This window comes from Streptomyces sp. NRRL S-118, assembly GCF_000716335.1.
In the GTDB taxonomy this organism is placed as follows: domain Bacteria; phylum Actinomycetota; class Actinomycetes; order Streptomycetales; family Streptomycetaceae; genus Streptomyces.
In genome coordinates, this window is record NZ_JOBL01000174.1 from 1 (window position 1) to 20,962 (window position 20,962).

14 protein-coding genes are annotated in these 20,962 nt (G+C 74.2%); 8 read left to right on the plus strand and 6 right to left on the minus strand.

What is annotated here, in order from left to right; translation table 11 throughout:
* Window positions 1-1,069: SUKH-4 family immunity protein (locus IH00_RS0102120; RefSeq protein ID WP_031068902.1), on the plus strand; the 1,069-nt coding region annotated here is incomplete at its 5' end.
* Window positions 1,070-1,153: 84 nt separating this feature from the next.
* The gene (locus IH00_RS0102125) at window positions 1,154-2,065 is read left to right on the plus strand and encodes a coiled-coil domain-containing protein (protein WP_031068904.1); all 912 of its coding nucleotides are present in this window, start codon (window positions 1,154-1,156) and stop codon (window positions 2,063-2,065) included.
* Window positions 2,066-2,494: 429 nt separating this feature from the next.
* On the opposite strand, the gene IH00_RS0102130 is transcribed toward IH00_RS0102125, so the two are convergent.
* Window positions 2,495-3,985 carry an MFS transporter gene (locus IH00_RS0102130; protein WP_031068905.1) on the minus strand — a complete coding sequence of 497 codons (1,491 nt, stop codon included), beginning with the start codon at window positions 3,983-3,985 and terminating at the stop codon, window positions 2,495-2,497.
* Between the two features lie 295 nt (window positions 3,986-4,280).
* Here IH00_RS0102130 and IH00_RS0102135 point away from each other — a divergent pair, with 295 nt between their 5' ends.
* Window positions 4,281-5,069, plus strand: coding sequence for an ABC transporter ATP-binding protein (locus tag IH00_RS0102135; RefSeq protein WP_031068907.1), 789 nt, complete (start codon window positions 4,281-4,283; stop codon window positions 5,067-5,069).
* Window positions 5,066-7,645 carry an ABC transporter permease gene (locus IH00_RS0102140; protein ID WP_031068909.1) on the plus strand — a complete coding sequence of 860 codons (2,580 nt, stop codon included), beginning with the start codon at window positions 5,066-5,068 and terminating at the stop codon, window positions 7,643-7,645. Before IH00_RS0102135 ends, IH00_RS0102140 begins: the two co-directional genes overlap by 4 nt.
* Window positions 7,646-7,727: 82 nt before the next feature.
* Here IH00_RS0102140 and IH00_RS0102145 read toward each other — a convergent pair whose 3' ends face one another.
* The 3 genes from IH00_RS0102145 to IH00_RS0102155 are packed head-to-tail and all read right to left on the minus strand — an operon-like array spanning window position 7,728 to window position 10,236.
* Window positions 7,728-9,176 (minus strand): DUF2079 domain-containing protein, encoded by a 1,449-nt coding sequence (locus tag IH00_RS0102145; protein WP_031068911.1) that lies wholly within the window; start codon window positions 9,174-9,176, stop codon window positions 7,728-7,730.
* 24 nt (window positions 9,177-9,200) lie between these two features.
* Window positions 9,201-9,752, minus strand: a complete 552-nt coding sequence (locus IH00_RS38680; RefSeq protein WP_031068913.1) for a hypothetical protein — start codon at window positions 9,750-9,752, stop codon at window positions 9,201-9,203.
* On the minus strand, window positions 9,745-10,236 hold the full coding sequence (locus IH00_RS0102155) for a SigE family RNA polymerase sigma factor (RefSeq protein ID WP_031068915.1): 492 nt from the start codon (window positions 10,234-10,236) through the stop codon (window positions 9,745-9,747). Before IH00_RS0102155 ends, IH00_RS38680 begins: the two co-directional genes overlap by 8 nt.
* 184 nt (window positions 10,237-10,420) lie before the next feature.
* Here IH00_RS0102155 and mfd point away from each other — a divergent pair, with 184 nt between their 5' ends.
* Window positions 10,421-13,951, plus strand: coding sequence for a transcription-repair coupling factor (gene mfd / locus IH00_RS0102160; RefSeq protein WP_031068916.1), 3,531 nt, complete (start codon window positions 10,421-10,423; stop codon window positions 13,949-13,951).
* A 69-nt stretch (window positions 13,952-14,020) separates the two neighbouring features.
* Here mfd and IH00_RS0102165 read toward each other — a convergent pair whose 3' ends face one another.
* Entirely contained in the window at window positions 14,021-14,581 is a 561-nt protein-coding gene (locus IH00_RS0102165) for a dihydrofolate reductase family protein (protein WP_031068918.1), read from the minus strand.
* 329 nt (window positions 14,582-14,910) lie between these two features.
* Window positions 14,911-15,516: a TetR/AcrR family transcriptional regulator gene (locus IH00_RS0102170; RefSeq protein WP_031068920.1), complete on the minus strand. Its 606-nt coding sequence runs from the start codon at window positions 15,514-15,516 to the stop codon at window positions 14,911-14,913.
* Window positions 15,517-15,601: 85 nt separating this feature from the next.
* On the opposite strand from IH00_RS0102170, the gene IH00_RS0102175 reads away from it, so the two are divergent.
* From IH00_RS0102175 to IH00_RS44960, 3 genes are all read left to right on the plus strand, one after another.
* Window positions 15,602-16,486, plus strand: a complete 885-nt coding sequence (locus IH00_RS0102175; protein WP_031068922.1) for an SCO6745 family protein — start codon at window positions 15,602-15,604, stop codon at window positions 16,484-16,486.
* 23 nt (window positions 16,487-16,509) lie between these two features.
* A complete protein-coding gene (locus tag IH00_RS0102180) occupies window positions 16,510-17,259 on the plus strand; it encodes an HNH endonuclease family protein (RefSeq protein ID WP_031068925.1) in 750 nt (249 codons plus the stop codon).
* A gap of 252 nt (window positions 17,260-17,511) precedes the next feature.
* The gene (locus tag IH00_RS44960) at window positions 17,512-20,898 is read left to right on the plus strand and encodes a hypothetical protein (RefSeq protein ID WP_031068927.1); all 3,387 of its coding nucleotides are present in this window, start codon (window positions 17,512-17,514) and stop codon (window positions 20,896-20,898) included.
* The last annotated feature ends 64 nt before the right edge of the window (window positions 20,899-20,962 follow it).

A 20,962-nucleotide genomic window follows, 5' to 3' on the forward strand; every position in this document is an offset into this window, starting at 1 on the left:
GGGTCCGGTCGGTCCCGGTGGTCCTGGTGCGCCCGTACCGCCGCCCGGCTTCCCGCAGCCCCCGGTCCAGCCGCAGGCGCCGGGGCCGACCGGTCAGCCGACCGTCGGGCCCGGCTACCAGGCGGTGTTGCGCTACCGCGCGCCCGACGGTTCCGAGCAGCAGCTCATCCGGCGTTCGGCGCCGGGCACGCCGCACCCGGAGTGGCAGATCTTCCACGAGCTGCGGGCCATGAACATCCCGCCGGACCAGGTACTGGAGCTGCACACCGAGCTGGAGTCGTGCGAGCTGCCCGGCGGTTACTGTGCCCGGATGATCCGGGAGACCTGGCCGCAGGCGCGGATCACGTCGATCTCCCCGTACGGGCGCGATCACGCGAGCCGGCAGCAGGGTGTGCAGCAACTGATCGCCCACCAGGGTGAGTTGCACCAGGTGGCGGACGGTCCGGCGCGTCCGGCGCCGCTGCGCACCCCGCTGCCGCCGGTGCAGCCGGCGCCGCCGGTCCCGCCGGAGGGCATCGCGCAGGAGCTGGCGGGGGCGTTCGGGCCGCAGGGCATCTGCCGGTTCGACCAGCGGGCCGTGTCGCGGCAGGGCGTGCCGGAGATGGTGGCGCGCACGCTCGTGTGGGCGGGGCTGCCGGCGGACTTCGGGCCGTTCTTCTGGGCGCAGCCCGCGCAGCCGGTCGTGCCGACGCTGGCGGAGCTGGCGGCGCAGCGGCAGGTGCAGCCGGCTTCGGACGCGGGCTCGTACCTGGTGCTCGGTTCGGACTTCGGCCGGGCGATCTGTGTCCAGTACGGGACGGCGCACATCGTCGCCGTACCGGTGGAGGGGGGTCCGGGCGGTCAGCCGGTGGCGCCGCAGTTCGTGAACACCGGGCTGCCGGAGTTCACGCGGTGCCTGGCGCTGCTGGGACGGATGTGGCGGCTGAGGTTCGGGTTGAACCCGGAGCAGGCGGGCCGCTGGACCGTGGACTTCCAGGTGCAGCTGGCCATGCTGGACCCGGCCGCGCTGGCGTCGCCGGAGAGCTGGTGGTCGGTGCTGCTGGAGCAGATGTGGGACGGGCTGCTGTGAGGTGACGAGGGCGTGGTGACCGGCCTGCCGCGAGCAGACCGGTCATTACGTCCCTTTTTGTGATGATTGTCGCATCCTGGGCGTATGAGTCCTGACACAGCATCATCATCACCGCATGGGTTCGAGGTCGTCGCCAAGGGCCGGGGCTACCGGCCCAAGGACGTCGACGGCTATGTGAGTGGGCTGTCCGCCGACCGCGACAGCGCGTGGGAGCGTGCGGCGCGGCTGACCGTGCTCGCCAAGGAGATGGACAAGGAAGCCGCTCGCCTGCGCGAGGCCGTCGCCGGGCTGAAGCCGCAGCGGTACGAGTCGCTCGGGCCGCAGGCGCATCAGCTCCTCGTGATGGCGGAGGAGGAAGCCGGGGCGGTACGGGCAAGGGCGGTGGCCCACGCGCAGGCCCTGGCCGACGCGGCCGACGAGGCCGGGCGGCAGACGAGGGACGCGGCGCGCGAGGCGGCGGACGCGCAGCGGGCCGCGGCGGAGGAGGAGGCCACGCAGATCCTGCTCGCGGCGCGCGAGAAGGCCCAGGAACTGCGGGCGGAGGCGCGCGGGGAGGCCGACCGTACGCGGGGTGAGGCGCAGGCGGAGCTCCGGCAGGTGCGGGAGCGGACGGAGGCGCTGCTGGCCGCCCAGGAGAAGGTGCAGGCCGAGCAGCGGAAGGCCGCCGAGCAGGAGCTGACGGAGCGGCGGGCGGAGGCCAAGGAGCGGATCGCCGCGATGATCGCGGAGGCGGAGTCCCAGTTGGCCGAAGCCGATCGGGTGTACGCGGAGGCGGAGGAGGCGGCGCGCCGGCGGCAGCAGGAGGCGGACGCGCGGGCGGCGGAGCTGCTGGCCTCGGCGCGGGTGGAGGAACAGCGCATCGAGGAGGAGACGGAGCAAATGTTGCGGGAGCACGCGGAGGCGCGGGAGGGGTTGCGGGAGCACATGTCCCACGTCCGCGAGAGCCTGGCGGCGCTCACGGGCCGCGCTCCGGACCCGGATCCGGACGCGGCCTGACCGCCTCCACGTTCCCGATCCGGAGTCGATCCGGAGTCGATCCGAAGCCGATCCGAAGTCGAGCCGGAGCCGATCCGAAGTCGAGCCGGAGCCGGTTCCGGAGCTGGACGCGGTCGCATCGCCCCGGCTTTTCCGCCCCCCGCCCCTGTCCGGCCTGCCCACTCTCCGCCCGGCCCCGGCTCCCGTGACGAGGGCTCCGCCCCTCAGGATGCCGGGGCCGCGCCCGTTCCGGAGCAGGCGCGGGCCCCGGCAGGGGGCCCGGCGCCGCCCAGCCGCCCAGCCGCCCAGCCGCCCCGCCGGTGCGGTCCGATGCGCGGGCGCGGGCGCGGCGCGGTGCAGGCACCGGAACCGGCGCGGGTCCCTCGCCGGATCCGTCCGTACCCGGCGTGTCCATACGGGAGTTGCGCCGTGCTTGCGGGCCCGGGCGGCTCAGTCCTCCGCCCGCAGGACCGGGAAGCGGCGGGGAGCCACTGTCAGGAGGACCACCAGCGCCAGCGCCGCCGCGACCGCGGCGCCCACGTAGACGTGGTCGACGGCCGCGTCCACCGCCGCCGGGGTGAGCGTGGCCGGGTCGTCGAGGTCGCCGGAGGGGAGGCGGTCGGCGAGGACGGCGTTGGCGAGGGCGCCGAAGAGGGCCGCGCCGAGGCTCTGGCCGACCTGGCGGCAGAAGAGGACGGACGCCGTGGTGGTGCCGCGCTCGGACCACGGCACCGTGGACTGGACGCCCACGATCAGCGGCAGCTGGACCAGGCCGAGCGCCGCGCCGAGCAGCAGCATCATCAGCGCCGGCTGCCACGGCTCGCCGGGATACGGCAGGAACGGCATCGCCAGCAGGATCAGCATCGCGAGGGTGGTGCCGGCGGCCGCGGTGAGCCGGAAGCCGATCCGGGTGTAGAGGCGGTTGGAGAACGCCGCGCTGACGGGCCAGGACAGGGTCATCGCGGAGAGGACGAAACCCGCGGCGACCGGGCCGAGACCGAGGACGGTCTGGGCGTAGGTGGGGACGAACACGGTGGGCGCGACCATCAGCAGGCCCAGCGCGCCCAGGGCAAGGTTGACGGCCGCGATGGTGCGCCGGCGCCAGACCCAGCCCGGTATGACCGGTTCGGCCGCCCGCCGTTCGATCACCGCCGTCAGCGCCGCCAGGACGGCGGCGCCGGCGAAGAGCCCCAGGGACGGGGCGGAGAGCCAGGGCCACGCCACGCCGCCCTGCACGAGCGCGGTGAGCAGCAGGGTGCCGGTGGCGAACACCCCGAGGGCGCCCGGCCAGTCGACCCGTACTGCGGCCGCACGGGCACGGGGCGCCTCGGCCAGGTGGCGGGTGATCAGCCAGAGGGCGAGGGCGCCGACGGGCAGGTTGATCAGGAAGATCCAGCGCCAGTCGGCGTACCCGGCGAGCAGCCCGCCGAGGGCCGGGCCGGCGACGGACGAGGTCGCCCAGACCGAGGAGAGGCGCGCCTGGATCCTGGGGCGTTCCTCCAGCGGGTACAGGTCGGCGGCGATGGTCTGGACGGTTCCCTGGAGGGCGCCGCCGCCCAGCCCCTGGACGACGCGGAAGGCGATCAGCGCGGCCATGTTCCAGGCGGCGGCGCACAGCAGGGAGCCGATGAGGAAGAGGACGACGCCGGTGATCAGGACCGGTTTGCGGCCGAAGGTGTCGGACAGCTTGCCGTAGACGGGGAGCGTGACGGTGACGGCGAGCAGGTAGCCGGAGAAGAGCCAGGAGAAGACGGACAGTCCGCCGAGGTCGCCGACGATCTGCGGTACGGCGGTGGCGATGACCGTGCCGTCGAGGGCGGCCAGGGCCATGGCGAGCATCAGCGCCGCGACGACCGGTCCGCGCCTGCCCGTCGTGGCGCTGCCCGCCGGTGTGGCGGCCCCGGTCAGCGAATCCGTCACCGAGGTCCTTTCCCCATGCATGTATTTCGTCGGTCAGCTTCTCACTCCGTCCCCGGTCGGAGAACCCCTAGGGGCTCCTCCTCACTTCAGGCCAGGGGCTGTTCGTCCCGCCGGAGGACGAGAGGCGGGGGACGGCTGCCTAGCGTGGGTGGGGAAAACCCCAGGGCGAAGAGTGCGCCGCGCACCAGTGCGCACGGGCCTGCCGGGGCGGAAAACTCAGGACGTGTAGCCCAGGACTCGCTGCTGCCGCCTTCCCGCTCGTGCCTCGTCGCGCCGCGGTGCGGTGCGCGAGCCGATCCGACATAGGAGACGTACCGTGACAACGGCTGTGACCATCCCCAGGCACGGGGGTACTGGAGGGCGTACGGCCGTCGCGGCGCGAGCGCGGCAGGTCGTCAAGGCGTACGGCGCGGGGGAGACCCGGGTCGTCGCGCTCGACCACGTCGACGTGGACATCGCCCGGGGCGAGTTCACCGCGATCATGGGCCCGTCCGGGTCCGGCAAGTCGACGCTGATGCACTGCCTGGCCGGGCTGGACACCGTGACCAGCGGGGAGATCTTCCTCGACGACACGGAGATCACCCGGCTGAAGGACAAGAAGCTGACGCAGTTGCGGCGCGACCGCATCGGCTTCATCTTCCAGGCGTTCAACCTGCTGCCGACGCTCAACGCGCTGGAGAACATCACGCTGCCGATGGACATAGCGGGCCGCCGGCCCGATGCCGCCTGGCTGGACCGGGTGGTGGAGACGGTGGGCCTGGCGGGCCGGCTGAAGCACCGGCCGAACCAGTTGTCCGGTGGGCAGCAGCAGCGGGTCGCGGTGGCCCGGGCGCTGGCGGCCCGGCCCGAGATCATCTTCGGTGACGAGCCGACCGGGAACCTGGACTCGCGGGCCGGGGCCGAAGTGCTGGGCTTCCTGCGCCGGTCCGTCGACGAGCTGGGGCAGACCATCGTGATGGTCACGCACGACCCCGTCGCGGCGAGCTACGCGGACCGGGTGCTCTACCTGGCGGACGGGCGGATCGTGGACGAGATGTCCCGGCCCACCGCCGAGGCCGTCCTGGACCGGATGAAGGACTTCGACGCGCGGGGGCGGACGTCGTGACCGTGCTCAGGACCTCCCTGCGCAACTTCTACGCGCACAAGGGGCGCATGGCGCTGTCGGCGGTGGCGGTGCTGCTGTCGGTGGCGTTCGTGAGCGGGACGCTGGTGTTCACGGACACCATGAACACCACCTTCGACAAGCTCTTCGCGTCGTCGGCCGCCGACGTCACGGTCAGCCCCAAGGCGGCGACGGCCGACGACGAGATGCCGCAGACGGGGAAGCCCGAGACGCTGCCCGCCTCGCTGGTGCAGCGCGTCGGGAGCGCCACGGGCGTCAAGGCGGCCGAGGGCGCGGTCGTCTCGATGAGCGTCACCGTCGTCGACGCCGACAACAAGAACATGGGGCCCACCAGCGGGGCCCCGACCATCGCCGGCAACTGGACGCGCAACGACCTGCGGTCGATGGAGATCACGTCGGGGCACGCGCCGCGCGGACCGACCGACGTGATGGTCGACGCCGACACCGCCGACAAGCACCACCTGAAGCTGGGTGACGAGCTGCGCACCATCGCCGTCACCGGGGACTTCACGGCGAGGATCTCCGGTATCGCCTCCTTCAAGGTCACCAACCCCGGTGCCGCCGTCGTCTACTTCGACACCTCGACCGCGCAGCGCCACCTCCTGGGCGGCCAGGACCTGTTCACCCACATCGCGGTGGAGGCGGCCGAGGGCGTCGGCCACGAGGAGCTGAAGCGGAGTGTGGCCGCGGTCGTCGACGGTGCGGCGTACAAGCTGCAGACGCAGAAGGAGGCGGCTGACGCCGGACGGGAGGACGTCGGCGGGTTCCTCGACGTGATGAAGTACGCCATGCTCGGCTTCGCCGGGATCGCCTTCCTCGTCGGCATCTTCCTCATCGTCAACACCTTCTCGATGCTGGTCGCCCAGCGCACGCGGGAGATCGGCCTGATGCGGGCCATCGGGTCGAGCCGCAAGCAGGTCAACCGGTCCGTGCTGGTCGAGGCCGTGCTGCTGGGCGTCGTCGGCTCGGTGCTCGGCGTGGGCGCGGGCGTGGGCCTGGCGATCGGGCTGATGGAGCTCATGTCGTCCATGGGCATGGAGCTGTCCACCCAGGACCTCACCGTCAAGTGGACGACGCCGGCCGTCGGTCTGGTCCTCGGCATCGTCGTCACCGTCCTCGCCGCGTACGTTCCGGCCCGCCGGGCCGGCAAGGTCTCGCCGATGGCCGCGCTGCGCGATGCCGGCACCCCGGCCGACGGCAGGACCGGTGCCGTACGCGCCGTCACCGGGCTGGTGGTGACGGGCGCGGGCGCCGCGGCGCTGTACGCGGCGGCGAGAGCGGACGCGGCGGGCGAGGGGTCGCTGTACCTCGGGGTCGGTGTCGTGCTGTCCCTGCTCGGCTTCGTGGTCGTCGGTCCGGTCCTCGCCGGTGGTGTGGTGCGGGTGCTGGGGGCCCTGATCCTCCGGGTGTTCGGACCGGTGGGGCGGATGGCCGAGCGCAACGCGCTGCGCAACCCGCGCCGTACCGGTGCGACGGGTGCGGCCCTCATGATCGGCTTGGCGCTGGTGGCGTGCCTGTCGGTGGTCGGCTCGTCGATGGTCGCATCGGCGACCGAGGAGCTGGACCGCTCGGTCGGCGCGGACTTCATCGTCCAGAGCGCCAACGGCCAGCCGATCGTGCCGCAGGCGCAGACGGCTCTCGAGAAGGCGCCGGGCATCGCCCATGTCACCGAGTACAAGCAGGTGGACGCCCGGCTCACCTCACCGGACGGCAGGACGGAGGACGAGGGCATCGTCGCCGCCGATCCGACGTACGCCTCCGACCTGCGCCGCGAGACCGTGTCGGGCGAGCTGCCGGACGCGTACGGCAAGGACGCGATGTCGGTGGGCAGCGAGTACGCGCAGCGGCACGGCGTGAAGGTCGGCGACACCCTCACGGTGGCGTTCAAGCACGGCGAGCGTCCCGCGAGGCTGAAGGTCGCGGCGATCACCTCGGACGACACGAACGTCGACAAGGGCGCGATGTACACGAACATCGCGACGGCGCAGCAGTACGTGCCCGCGGGGAAGATGCCGAAGAACATCATCCTGTTCGCCACGGCGCGGGACGGCGGGGAGACGGCGGCGTACGCCGAGCTGAAGAAGGCCCTGGCGCCGTACCCGCAGTACAAGGTGCAGAACCAGACCGACTTCAAGCAGGACCTGAAGGACCAGGTCGGGCAGTTGCTGAACATCGTCTACGGGCTGCTGGCACTGGCGATCATCGTGGCGGTGCTCGGTGTGGTGAACACCCTGGCCCTGTCGGTGGTCGAACGGACCCGGGAGATAGGCCTGATGCGGGCGATCGGGCTGTCACGGCGTCAGCTGCGCCGCATGATCCGCCTGGAGTCGGTGGTCATCGCCCTCTTCGGCGCCCTGCTGGGCCTGGGGCTGGGCATGGGCTGGGGCACGGCGGCGCAGAAGCTGCTGGCCCTGGAGGGGCTGGGGGTCCTGGAGATCCCGTGGCCGACGATCCTGACGGTGTTCGTCGGGTCGGCGTTCGTGGGCCTGTTCGCGGCGCTGGTCCCGGCGTTCCGGGCGGGTCGGATGAACGTGCTGAACGCGATCGCCACCGACTGACCGGTACGGTGAGGGGCCGCGGTCCCGGTGGGCGTCCTCCATGCCCACCGGGACCGCATCCGCACGGCAGCCCCGAGAGGCATCAGGTGCGCCGCTCCAGGACGACGTAGCCGGCGGCCGCGCCGGTCAGGTCGTAACGGGCGTCGGGGTGGAGCTGCTTGGCGTAGCCGCGCGCGTCGCGCACCCAGCCGGATCTGTTGTTCAGCGCGATGTAGTCGGGGGCGGGGTTCCTGGCGTCGCCGATCCACAGGACGCGGCAGCGGCCCGTCAGGCGGCTGATGGGGCCGACGTTCGCCTCGACGGTCGCACCGTCCGGGATGCGGGCGAGGAGCCGTTGGGCGGCGACGGCCCCGGGCGGTGTGCGGTAGGCCTCCGCCTCGGTGAGCACCGACAGCGGCAGCGACGTGGTGAGGGCGACCGCGGCCGCGGCGGCGCACGCGGGCAGCCGGTCCGCGTACGTGCGCAGCCAGGGGCGCGGACTGCGGCGCGTGATGTCCGCGGCATCCGCCAGCGCGAGGAACACCACCGGCATCAGCACGGCGCTGTAGTGCCAGTCGGTGGACCAGTAGTGGGGGTCGCCGGACAGGAACCGCCAGCCGAGAGTGGGGGCGGCGGCCAGCAGCAGCGGGGAGCGCAGGGCGAGCAGCCCGGCCGGCAGCAGCAGCCACCCCAGGGTGCGCAGCTTCGTTTCGGCGCCGGCGAGGGGGCCCGGGCCCTCACCGACCTTGCTCCAGTAGTCGTAGCCGCCCGCGGTGTTGAACGCCGGTATGACGGCGAGGAGGGTCAGCGCGGTGGCGGCCGCTCCGAGGACCGCCACACCGGTCGCGTACACGGCGGCACGCCGCGAGGTGCGCCGCGCCCGCCAGGCGACGACGAGCGCGAGGGCGGCCAGGGTGAGGCCGAGGTCCTCCTTGACCAGTACGAGCGGTGCCGCCCACAGCAGTGCGGCACGCCACCGGGCGCGCAGGACCGCCTCCAGGGAGAAGGCGATCAGCGGGACGGCGAAGCAGATCTCGTGGAAGTCGAAGTCGGCGGCCCGCTGGATGCCCCAGGACAGGCCGTACGCGACGCCGACGGCCACACCGGAGGCCCGGCCGAGCAGGCGGGTCGCGGCGCGGGTGACGGGGATGGCGGCGAGCGCGAACAGCGCGGCCTGCGCGACGAGGAGGGTGACGGGCGTGGGGAAGAGCCGGTAGGCCGGCGCGAGGAGCGCGGTCACGGGGCTGAAGTGGTCGCCGAGGATGTTCGTGCCCGGCCCCTTCAGGTCGGCGACGGGCGCCTGGAGGTGGGCGTATCCACGGACGGCCTGCTCGAAGATGCCGAGGTCCCAGGAGCGGCTCCCCATGCGGCGGTGGCGGAGCACGGACAGCGTGGTGTACGCGGTGAACAGGGCGAGCGCGAGGAGGTACGGGGCTGGGCCGCCCGCGGCCGGTGCGGCGGCGGGCGGCCCGGTTATCGGTATCGGCGCGGCTTGCCGTGTCTCCGGTGCGGTGCGGCGGCCGGCGGGTGCGGCGAGGACGGCTCCACGCATGCGGGGCGGGCTCCTTCGGGTCGCTTACGGGTGGCGGGACCCGATGGCGGGCAGGACGGTCGAGGCCGACGCGCTCGGGGGCGGAGCACTCGGGGTGGCGGTGGCCGGCGCCGCAGCCCTCGGGGCGGGGACGGCGGTGGTCGGGACGGACGACGGGCTCGACGGGATCGGGGTGGGGACGGTCGGGGTCGGGGACGCCGGCGGAACCGGCAGCGAGGCGGAGTACGGCGGGACGGAGCTCGGCGGGACGGACGTGGGCGAGGCGGGGGACGGCGGGGCGGACGAGGGCGAGGCGGAGGCCGGCGGGGCCGACGGCGAAGGGGACGGGGACGGCGGCGCCGTCGGCACGCCGGGCCGGTCGGGCAGCAGCGCGAGCGCGGCGAGCGTGCCCGTGGCACCGAGCACGCACACGGCGCACACCGCCGCGGCGGCCAGCGTACGGCCGCGGCGGCGCCGCCCCCGCAGCGCCACCCGGGCCGCGGGCTCGGGCTCGACGAGCAGGGAACCGGAGCGGGCGGCCCGCTTGAGCGCGGCGGCGATGGCCTGGTCCGTGTGCTGGCTGCGCTGGTCAGACACCGTGCTGCTCCTCGGTCAGATGGGGTGCGAGGGCGGCTCTGGCCCGGGACAGGTGCGTCTTGACGGTCCCGGTGGCGAGCCCGGTCTCCGCGGCGACCTGCTCCACCGACAGGTCGCACACGTAGTGCAGGACGGCGACGCGCCGCTGCCGCTCCGACAGCGTGCGCAGCGCCGCGACGAGGGCGACGGAGCCGGCGTCGGGCGCCGGCACGCTGTCGCGCAGACCGCTGCCGTGCCGGCGCCACGCCTCCGCGGCCCGGCCCCGCCGCCGCCAGCGGCTGACCGCCAGCCGCCACGCCACCGTACGGACCCACGCCTCGGGCCCGGCGTCCCGCAGGAGCCGGGAGCGGCGCCCCCAGGCCCGTACGAACGCCTCCTGGACGACGTCCTGGGCCTCGTGGACGTCGCCGGTCATCAGGTACAGCTGGCCGACGAGGCGCGTGACCGAGTGAGCGTAGAGCTCGTGGAACTCCTCTTCGGTCAATGCGGGCCCCCAGTGGTCGGACGGTTCTCATGGCCTATACGCACCCGGGCACGTGTCCGGTTGACATGCGGCCCGGGATTGTTTCGAGCGCGACGGTCCGGGTGACGTCGTAGGCTGGGAACCCCCGGCCCGTGAGACGTGTCGGGCGGTTCGCGTTGCCCCACACACCGGGATGGAAGTCTCCATGAGCCTGCACGGTCTGCTCGACGCCGTCGTCAAGGACCCCGCCCTCGCCGAAGCGGTGAAGGCGGCCTCCGACGGCCACCGGCACCATGTCGACCTGGTCGGGCCGCCCGCGGCGCGCCCCTTCGCGGTGGCCGCGCTGGCCCGTGAGGCGGGGCGGCCGGTGCTCGCGGTGACCGCGACCGGGCGGGAGGCGGAGGACCTGGCGGCAGCGCTGCGCAGCCTGCTGGACCCCGACACGGTCGTGGAGTACCCGGCCTGGGAGACGCTGCCGCACGAGCGGCTCTCGCCCCGCTCGGACACCGTGGGCCGGCGCCTCGCGGTGCTGCGGCGCCTGGCGCACCCGTCCGCGGACGACCCCGCGGCCGGCCCGGTGTCCGTCGTCGTCGCGCCCGTGCGCTCCGTGCTCCAGCCGCAGGTCAAGGGCCTCGGGGACCTGGAGCCGGTGTCCCTGCGCACCGGTTCGCAGGCCGACCTGAACGACGTGGTGGAGGGGCTCGCGGCCGCCGCGTACGCACGCGTGGAGCTGGTCGAGAAGCGCGGCGAGTTCGCGGTGCGCGGCGGGATCCTGGACGTGTTCCCGCCCACCGAGGAGCACCCGCTGCGGGTCGAGTTCTGGGGTGACGACGTCGAGGAGATCCGCTACTTCAAGGTGGCCGACCAGCGGTCCCTGGAGGTCGCCGAGCACGGCCTGTGGGCGCCGCCGTGCCGTGAGCTGCTGCTGACGGACCAGGTCCGGGCGCGGGCGGCGGCCCTGGCCGAGGAGCACCCCGAGCTGGGGGAGCTGCTCGGGAAGATCGCCGAGGGCATCGCCGTGGAGGGCATGGAGTCCCTGGCCCCGGTGCTCGTGGACGACATGGAGCTGCTGCTGGACGTGCTGCCGAAGGGCTCCATGGCGGTGGTGTGCGACCCGGAGCGGGTCCGCACCCGGGCCTCGGACCTGGTGGCCACGTCCCAGGAGTTCCTCCAGGCGTCGTGGGCGGCGACCGCCGGCGGCGGGGAGGCGCCGATCGACGTCGGCGCGGCGTCTCTGTGGGGCATCGCGGACGTCCGGGACCGGGCGCGCGAACTCGGGATGATGTGGTGGTCGGTGTCCCCGTTCGCGGCGGACGAGGAACTCGACGAGGACACCTTCACGCTGGGCGTGCACGCCCCGGAGTCGTACCGCGGCGACACCGCCCGGGCCCTGGCGGACACCAAGGGCTGGCTGGCGGACGGCTGGCGCACGGTCTTCGTGACCGAGGGCCACGGACCGGCCGCCCGTACGGTCGAGGTGCTCGGCGGGGAGGGCATCGCCGCCCGCCTGGACGGGGAGCTGACGGAGATCTCGCCGTCCCTCGTCCATGTGGCGTGCGGCTCGATCGAGTACGGCTTCGTCGCCCCGGGCCTGAAGCTCGCGGTGCTGACCGAGACCGACCTGTCGGGCCAGAGGACGGCCGGCAAGGACGGCCAGCGGATGCCCACGCGCCGCCGCAAGACCATCGACCCGCTCACTCTGGAGACGGGCGACTACATCGTCCACGAGCAGCACGGCGTGGGCCGCTACATCGAGATGGTGCAGCGCACCGTGCAGGGCGCCACCCGTGAGTACCTGCTGGTCGAGTACGCCCCCGCCAAGCGCGGCCAGCCGGGCGACCGCCTCTACATCCCCACCGACCAGCTGGAGCAGGTCACGAAGTACGTCGGCGGGGAGGCACCGACCCTGCACCGGCTGGGCGGCGCGGACTGGACGAAGACCAAGGCCCGTGCGAAGAAGGCGGTCAAGGAGATCGCCGCGGACCTGATCAAGCTGTACAGCGCCCGCATGGCGGCGCCGGGCCACGCCTTCGCCCCGGACACGCCCTGGCAGCGGGAGCTGGAGGACGCCTTCCCGTACGCGGAGACACCCGACCAGCTGTCCACCATCGCCGAGGTGAAGGAGGACATGGAGAAGACGGTCCCCATGGACCGCCTGGTCTGCGGCGACGTCGGCTACGGCAAGACGGAGATCGCGGTGCGCGCCGCCTTCAAGGCGGTCCAGGACGGCAAGCAGGTCGCCGTCCTCGTGCCGACGACCCTTCTCGTGCAGCAGCACTTCGGCACGTTCTCCGAGCGGTACTCCCAGTTCCCGGTGGTCGTACGGGCCCTGTCGCGCTTCCAGTCGGACGCGGAGGCGAAGGCGACGCTGGAGGGTCTGAAGGACGGCTCCGTCGACGTCGTCATCGGCACGCACCGGCTGTTCTCGTCCGAGACGAAGTTCAAGGACCTGGGTCTGGTCGTCGTCGACGAGGAGCAGCGCTTCGGCGTCGAGCACAAGGAGCAGCTGAAGAAGCTGCGCGCCAACGTCGACGTGCTCACCATGTCCGCCACCCCCATCCCGCGCACCCTGGAAATGGCGGTGACCGGCATCCGTGAGATGTCGACCATCACGACGCCCCCGGAGGAGCGGCACCCGGTGCTGACCTTCGTCGGCCCGTACGAGGAGAAGCAGATCGGGGCGGCGATCCGCCGCGAGCTGCTGCGCGAGGGGCAGGTCTTCTACATCCACAACCGGGTGGAGTCCATCGACCGGGCGGCGGCCCGGCTGCGCGAGATCGTCCCCGAGGCCCGCATCGCGATCGCCCACGGCCAGATGACCGAACAGGCCCTGGAGCAGGTGGTGGTGGACTTCTGGGAGAAGAAGTTCGACGTCCTGGTCTCCACCACGATCGTCGAGTCGGGCATCGACATCTCCAACGCCAACACCCTGATCGTGGAGCGCGGTGACAACTTCGGCCTGTCGCAGCTGCACCAGCTGCGCGGCCGGGTCGGCCGCGGCCGTGAGCGCGGATACGCGTACTTCCTCTACCCGCCGGAGAAGCCGCTGACCGAGACCGCCCACGAGCGGCTCGCGACGATCGCCCAGCACACCGAGATGGGCGCGGGCATGTACGTCGCCATGAAGGACCTGGAGATCCGCGGCGCGGGCAACCTGCTCGGCGGCGAGCAGTCCGGCCACATCGCGGGCGTCGGCTTCGACCTGTACGTGCGGATGGTGGGCGAGGCGGTCGCGGACTACCGCGCGTCGCTGGAGGGCGGCGTGGAGGAGGAGCCGCCGCTGGAGGTCAAGATCGAGCTCCCGGTCGACGCGCACGTCCCGCACGACTACGCGCCCGGCGAGCGGCTGCGCCTCCAGGCGTACCGGGCGATCGCCTCGGCGAACACGGAGGACGACATCAAGGCGGTCCGCGAGGAGCTGACCGACCGCTACGGCAAGCTGCCCGAGCCGGTGGAGAACCTGCTCCTGGTCGCCGGCCTGCGCATGCTGGCGCGTGCCTGCGGTGTCGGCGAGATCGTCCTCCAGGGGCCGAACGTCCGCTTCGCGCCGGTGGAGTTGCGCGAGTCGCAGGAGCTGCGTCTCAAGCGCCTGTACCCGCGGACCGTGATCAAGCCGCAGGCCCACCAGATCCTGGTTCCCCGTCCCACCACGGGCAAGATCGGCGGGAAGCCGGTGGTGGGCCGCGAACTGCTGGCGTGGACGGGCGAGTTCCTGACCACGATCCTGGGGTCGTAGCTCCCGGTACGGCGTCGTGGGCTCGTGGGCGGCTCTCCCGGAGGGCCGCCCCGCCGCGGGTGCGCCGGGTCAGGGGCGCTTCGGCTCGTAGTGCAGCGCGGTGATCCCGCAGTCGAAGGGGCGCGCGGTGACCAGGCGCAGGTGCTGGTAGGCGTCGGTGTGCGGGAAGACGGGCATGCCGGCGCCGATCGCGGTGGGGTTGACGAAGAGGTGCAGCTCGTCGAGCAGGCCCTGGGCGATCAGGTCGCGGACGAGCGTGCCGCCGCCGTAGGCGATGATGTCGCCGCCGGGCTTGGACTTGAGCTCCTGCACGGTTCCGGCGAGGTCGTCGGAGACGACGGTGTTCTCCCAGGGTGACGCGGTGAGGGTGCGGGAGATGACGACCTTGGGCGTGTTGTTCATCTTGTCGATGGACGCCCGGTCCTCGCCCTCGGGGCCGGCGGCCCAGGTGGGGATGAAGCCCTCGGCGAGCCTGCGGCCCAGGACGATGCAGTCGACCGGTGCGGTGAGCGCGTCGATGTAGGCGTTGATGTCGTCGGTCCACGGGAACGTCATCCAGTCCATCTCGCCGTTCGGGCCGGCCATGTAGCCGTCGGCGGTGACCTGGACCTGGAGCTTGAAGGTGCGCATGGGGTGACTCCCGTGGTGTCGTCGTTGCTGATGGTGTGGAGACCGGAGGTGTACGGAAAACTCATCGGTCCGCGCGCCGCGGTGTTTCCGGAGCCGCCGCACGCTGTCGCCGGGGGCCTCCCGCACGGACCGCCGCCAGGAGCCATGGCCGTGAGCCGATGCCGTGGCCGTCGCCTCCCGCACGAACGGCCGCCGTGAGCCATGGCCGTGAGCCGATGCCATGAGCCGTGGCCCGTGGCCGTCGCCTCCCGCACGAACGGCCGCCGTGAGCCATGGCCGTGAGCCGTTGCCATGAGCCGTGGCCCGTGGACCGCCGTCAGGGGCCGTCGTCACGGACCGCCGTCACGGACCGCCGGGCCGTCGTCCGTCCGGAACAGCAGGCCGGCCAGTGCGCGGAAGACGTCCTCCGGGTCGCGCCCGGCCATCGGTCCTTCCAGGTTGCGGGTCAGCAGGAGTGTCGCGAAGCCGTGCGCGAGGGACCAGGCCGCGACGCCCGCCAGCCGGGCGTCCTCGCCCCTGCCCCCGGCGGGAACCGCGGTGACGGCCTCACGCAGCCGGTCGCCCGCACGGCCCCTGGCCCGCCGCAGCTCCGGGTCGTCCGGGTGGTGGAGGTCCGGCTGGAACATGACCTGGAAGTGCGCCGGGTGGTCGACGGCGAAGCGGACGTACCGAACGCCCGCGTCCCGCAGGTCCGTCGCCTTGCCGAGGGTCGCGGCCAGCAGGTCGAAGCCCTCGCCGGCGATGGCGGTCAGCAGGCCGGCGCGGTCCTTGAAGTGGTGGGCCGGCGCGGCGTGCGAGACGCCGGCGCGCCGGGCCAGGTCCCGGAGGCTCAGGGACGCCGGGCCGTCGCTGCGGATGGCGTCCAGCGCGGCGGTGATCACGGCCCGCCGCAGATCGCCGTGGTGGTAGCCGCGCCGGTTGTTGCTCGTGGTCATGGAGGCAGCGTACGCCCCATCTAGGCATTGACAAGTTTGCCGGGCCGGAGCAGTCTTGGTGTCAGCAGATCTAGGCAGTGACTAGATGGGAGTGGTCCCGGTGTTCCAGCCCGAACCCGCACGCGTCCGGCAGATGTGGCACCTGCTGGAGCCCCTGCACGCCGTCCTCTACTACGCACCCGAAGCCGTCGAGGAGGCCGCCGCGCTCGGATACGCGACCGACGAGCGCTGGCCCGCGTACTTCGCCTGGCGTGCCGCCCCCCTCGGCCCCGTGGACGCCGGGCCCGTCGCGGCCGCCTTCTACAGCTTCAGCCCGGCGATGGTGCGGCGGTACGTGCCCGCGGCCTGGCGGACCGCCGCACCCGGCGACGTCCTGGCGGCACGGCTGCGCGCGGTGGACCGCTTCTACCGGCGGCTGCTCGGGGACGCGGTCGCCGCGGAGGAGCTGGTGGAGGCGGCGGCCCTCGCGCGCCGCGCCGCCGAGGCCGCCGAAAGCGCCGGGCGGCCGCTCGCCGCCGCGAACGCCGCGCTGGACTGGCCCGAGGAACCGCACCTGGTGCTGTGGCAGGCGGCGACCGTGCTGCGCGAGCACCGCGGGGACGGACACCTGGCCGCGCTCCTCACCGAGGGGCTCGACCCGGTGGAGGCGCTCGTCTCGTTCGCCGCCGTCGGCGCGGCGCCCGTCACCACGTTCGCGAGCCGCGGCTGGAGCGAGGCGGAGTGGGCCGCCGCCCGGGACCGGCTCGCCGCGCGGGGGCTCGTCACCGCCGACGGGCAGGCCACCGACGCGGGGCGCGCCCTGCGTGACGACGTCGAGCGCCGCACGGACCGACTGGCCGCCGGCCCCTGGGCGGCGCTCGGCGACAAGGGCATGACGGAGCTGGCCGAACGGGTCGGCGGCACCTGGGTCGCCGTGCTCGGCACCGGGCTGCTGCCCCGCGAGAACACCCTGGGGGTGGGGAAGGTGTAGGCGAGGGCCCTACCGTGGAGCCCATGCCCACGCTCCGGAGGACCCTCGTGCCCGCCGCGCTCCTCGCGGTCTCCTCGCTCGCCGCGGGATGCGGTGCCGCCGACACCGGTGACGCGGCATCGGGCCCCGCGCCCGGCACCCGCGCGGCCGTCCCGCTGGACAACCCGGACGGTACGGAACCGGGACTCGCGCCCGTCGCCTCCGGGGCGGACCGCGCCGAGGCCCGCCGGCTCCTCGAACGCCTCGCGGTCAAAGGCCGCGGACCGAGGACCGGTTACGACCGCGAGGAGTTCGGCTACGCCTGGAAGGACTCGGTCGATGGCGTACCGCTGGCCCGCAACGGCTGCGACACCCGCAACGACCTGCTGCGGCGCGACGGACAAGACCTGCGCCTGCGCTCCGGCTCCGACTGCGTGGTCGTCGCCATGACGCTGCACGACCCGTACACCGGCCGGACCGTCGAGTGGCGCAAGCAGAAGGCCGCCGAGGTGCAGATAGACCACGTCGTACCGCTGTCGTACAGCTGGCAGATGGGCGCCGCCCGCTGGCCGGAGGCCAAGCGCGAACGGCTGGCCAACGACCCGCTGAACCTGCTGCCGGTGGACGGCCGCGCCAACTCGGCCAAGGGCGATTCGGGTCCGGCTTCCTGGCTGCCGCCGGACAAGCGGATCCGGTGCGCGTACGTGGTGCGCTTCGCCCAGGTCGCCGTGAAGTACGACCTGCCGGTGACGGCGGCGGACCGGCGCATGATGCTGCGGCAGTGCGACGGTTGAGGCAGGGCCACCGGGCCGCCGGGCACCGGTGGAATCGCATAGGAGTCCGCAGGCCCACGGGGCCGCCGGGCGGCGGTGGTGGTAGCGCATAGGAGTCCGCAGGGCCACCGGGCCGCCGGGCTGTGGTGGTATTGCACAGGCGTCCGCAGGGCCACCGGGCCGCCGCTGAGAGCGCGCAAACGTCTCACGGGATTACCGGCCGCCGGTGATATTCCGTGGGCGTCACACGGTCCACCGGGCAGAATCCCCGTCATGTCCCCTACGGTCGAACGCCTGCTCGCCTCCCTCGAGCCGCTGCCGCACTCCGCGCGCCTCGCACACCTCGCCCGCACCGCCCGTGACCTCGCCCGCAAGGGTGAGTTGCCGGCCGTGCTGGCGGAACTGGACAGCCGCGGCACCTATGAGCGGCGGCTGGCCGCGCTGGCAGCGCTGGCGGGACGGCACGCGGACCACCTCACCGCCCGGCTGACCGACCCCGACCCCGTGGTGCGCGGATACGCGCTCCACGCGGTGCACGTCCTGGCGCTGCCGGACGCCGCCGTCGAGGCCGCCTGGGACGACGCCTCCGAGGCGGCCCGGCGCGGTCTCGCCCGGGTCGTCATGGCGGGCCGGCGCACGGCGCTCGCCGAGCGCCTGGTGACACGGCTGCGCGCCGCATGGGGAGACGGCGAGGCGGCGCGCCTGCTGCCGGTGTGTTCCCCGGAGTTCGTGGCGCGGCTGCTGCCGGAGCTCGCCCACGCCGTCCCGTCGTGGACGCAGCTCGGCCGCCGCCACCCCGGCGCCGTGCTCGACCACGCCGAACGGGAGCTCGCCGAACAGCCGCACCACCTGCGGGACGTGTGGTGGCAGCAGCACGCCCGGGGCGTGGCCGCCGCCGCTCCCGCCCGGCCCGGACGGGTGCTGGCGCTGCTGGAGGCCCACGGACCGGGCGCACTGCCCGCGCCGCTGCGGGACAAGCTGGCCGTCCTCGCGGAGGCCGACGCCGAGCGCACCGTGCGGTTGCTGGTGTCCCCGGAGCGGACGTCCCGCCACGACCCGTCACCCCGCCCCGCCGTGCTGCGGCGACTGGCGCGGGCCGACCCGCCGTCCCTCCCCGTACTCGGCCGCCTGTGGGCACGCAACCGGCCCCAGCGGTTCGCCGCGCTCCTCAAAGCGCTGCCGCCCGCCCGCCGCACGGCCTTCCTCGACACGGTCACCGAGGGGACGGACGGCCGGATCGCGGACGCGGTACTGGCACTGCTGCCGCGCGACCGCCGTTACCAGGAGGCCCGCCGCTGGGTCTCCCGCGGCCGTGCCGAGAGCTGGCACTGGAGCGACGTCCTGGAGACGCTGGCCCACTGCCCCGTCGAGGAGGCGCGGCCCGAGCTGCTGGCCGCACTCGCGCGGCCGGACGCAGAGGAGCGGGCGTTCGTCTGGCCCCTGCTCGTCGCCAACGCCGGCGCGTCCCGCGACCCGGCGGCGGTACACGACCTGCTCGGACTGATGCAGCGGCTGCGCAACGAACAGGACCCGGTCCGGGCCGCGGCCCTCGACGCACTCGCCGACGTGCGCCCCGACCTGTTCACCGCGGACGGCATCGGGCCGCTGGACCGGATCGTGACCGACGCGCTGGAGGCGCGGGACAGCTCGCCGCGCAGCCGGGCCGCGGTGCGCCGCCTCGCCGCCGCGCTCCTGCGCGAGCACGCCCGGGACGGCGAACCGGCGCTGCGCGACTGGGCGCTGAGCGCACTGGAGCGGATGGCCCGGTACGCCGGCGTGGTCGACCTCGGACCCCTGCACCGCAGCCTGCCCCGTGGCGGGGAGTACCGCCTCTTCGACATCCTGCGGCCGTGGCTGGAGGCGGCCGCGGAGCAGGGCGACCACCGGCCGCTGTTCGCGCTGGCCGCCGCACTGGGCGACCGGGCGCACCGGATGGAGCCGTTGCAGCGGATGCTGGAGGGCGTGCTGACGACCGGTGACGACACCGACTTCGCCATCGCCGCCCGGTGGTGGCTGGACGCCCCGGCCACCCGCGGCGAGCGGGTGGAGCGGATCCTCGCGCTGGAACCGTCGGCCGCCGTTCTCGCCCCCGTCCAGCGGGTGCTGACGTCCACACGCGTCGACCTGCTCGACGTCCTGATCGCCGACACCCCTCCCTACGGGCGCTTCCTGCGCCCCGGCACCCGCCGTCCCCTGCCCGCTACGTGGCACGCCCCCCGCTGGCTGCCCCGCCAGCAGGCCGCGGTCGCCCGCCTGGCCGACGAGGCCGTCGCGGACGGCTCCCGTCCGCTGCACGAGCGGGCCGCCGCGCTCCGGGCGGCCGCCGCACTGCCGGACCATGGGGCCGCGCTCGCCCTGCGCTACGCCGAATCCCCGGAGGTCGCGCTCGCCGAGGCCGCGCTGGGAGCGCTGGTGTGGACCGGGCGCCCGCAGGACGCCCTGCCGGTGCTGCTCGCCCACGCCGGGAGCGACCGCGCCCGGACCGCGGTGTACGCGGCGGCGCGGGCCGCCCGCTTCGTCCCGCCGTCCGAACTGGCCGAGCGCCTCGGGACGCTGCTGTCCGGCGCCGCGGGCCCCGTGAAGGTGACGAGCCGCAAGGAGGCGGCGCGGCTGGCCGCCCGGTACCTGCCGCCGCGCCGCGCCGCCGCCCTGCTGGCCGCCGCGTACCGCGCGCCCGGCCAGCACCCCGACGTACAGGCCGCCGTGGTGGGCTGCTCGGCCGAACTGCTCGGCCAGGAGGAGATCCGGGCGGTGCTGGCCGAGGCCACGCGCGGAGCGCCGCAGGTGACGCGGGCGCTGGCCGGCGCCGCGCCCTGGTCCCTGCCGGAGGCACACCGGGCCCACTACGCGCGGCTGGTGGGCGAGGTGTGCCGGTCCGCCGACCCGGAGGCGGCGGCGGCCGCGCTGCAGGCCCTGCCCCGCTGGGCGGGGTACGCGCCCGAGGCGGCCGAGGTCCTGCCCGCCACGGTCGGCAACCTCGATGAGAGAACGGACGGTTGGTCGAACACCTGGCGTACCGCCGCGCATGCGGTCGCATCGCTGGCCGTCTCCGGGCTGCCGCACCCGCTGGGCGGCGCGGCACCGGGGAGCCTGCTCCACGACACGGCGGCCCGGCTGCTCACGGCCGTCGCGGCCGGGGAGTTCGAGGCGCTGGAGGACCGTGACCTGCCGGCCCGGCAGCGACTGCTCGCCTTGGTGGACCTGCTGCCCTATCAGCCGGGGGCCGGGGCCCGGCCCGTCCTGGAGGCGCTGGCCGCGCAATTCGCCGGGGAGCCGTCCCTCACCGCCGCCCGCGCCGACCTCCTGCGGCGCCTGGTCACGCTGGACGCGGACCCGTCGGAGCTGGCCGCCCGGCTGCGGGCCGTGGCCGACGCGGTGGACGGCAGGCCCGTGCTGGCCGGCAGGGTCGCCGACCGGCTGGGGTCGTCCCTCGCGATCACGCACGCGGGGCAGGACCCGGAGCCCCTGCTGGCCGTGGCCCAGGAGTGCGCGGCGGCAGGCGGGCCGGGAGCCGGGCTGCTGGCCGTCGGAATGGTGCACATCCTCGGGACCCGCCTCGACTGGCCCGCGCCGTGGCGGGCCGCCTTGCGCGCGCTGCGCCGGCACCCGGTGGCGGACGTCCGGGACGCGGCGCTCGCGGTGTTCGTCGCGCGCGAATGACGACGGCAGCGGGGCCGGACCGGGCGGGCCGGGCCCGGGGTGTGAGCCCCGGGGCTGACGCCGG

Coding starts and splice junctions, on each gene's coding strand:
- IH00_RS0102125 (WP_031068904.1), top strand. CDS start 1,154: ATGAGTCCTGACACAGCATCATCATCACCGCATGGGTTCGAGGTCGTC.
- IH00_RS0102130 (WP_031068905.1), bottom strand. CDS start 3,985: ATGCATGGGGAAAGGACCTCGGTGACGGATTCGCTGACCGGGGCCGCC.
- IH00_RS0102145 (WP_031068911.1), bottom strand. CDS start 9,176: ATGCGTGGAGCCGTCCTCGCCGCACCCGCCGGCCGCCGCACCGCACCG.
- mfd (WP_031068916.1), top strand. CDS start 10,421: ATGAGCCTGCACGGTCTGCTCGACGCCGTCGTCAAGGACCCCGCCCTC.
- IH00_RS0102165 (WP_031068918.1), bottom strand. CDS start 14,581: ATGCGCACCTTCAAGCTCCAGGTCCAGGTCACCGCCGACGGCTACATG.
- IH00_RS0102170 (WP_031068920.1), bottom strand. CDS start 15,516: ATGACCACGAGCAACAACCGGCGCGGCTACCACCACGGCGATCTGCGG.
- IH00_RS0102175 (WP_031068922.1), top strand. CDS start 15,602: ATGGGAGTGGTCCCGGTGTTCCAGCCCGAACCCGCACGCGTCCGGCAG.
- IH00_RS0102180 (WP_031068925.1), top strand. CDS start 16,510: ATGCCCACGCTCCGGAGGACCCTCGTGCCCGCCGCGCTCCTCGCGGTC.
- IH00_RS44960 (WP_031068927.1), top strand. CDS start 17,512: ATGTCCCCTACGGTCGAACGCCTGCTCGCCTCCCTCGAGCCGCTGCCG.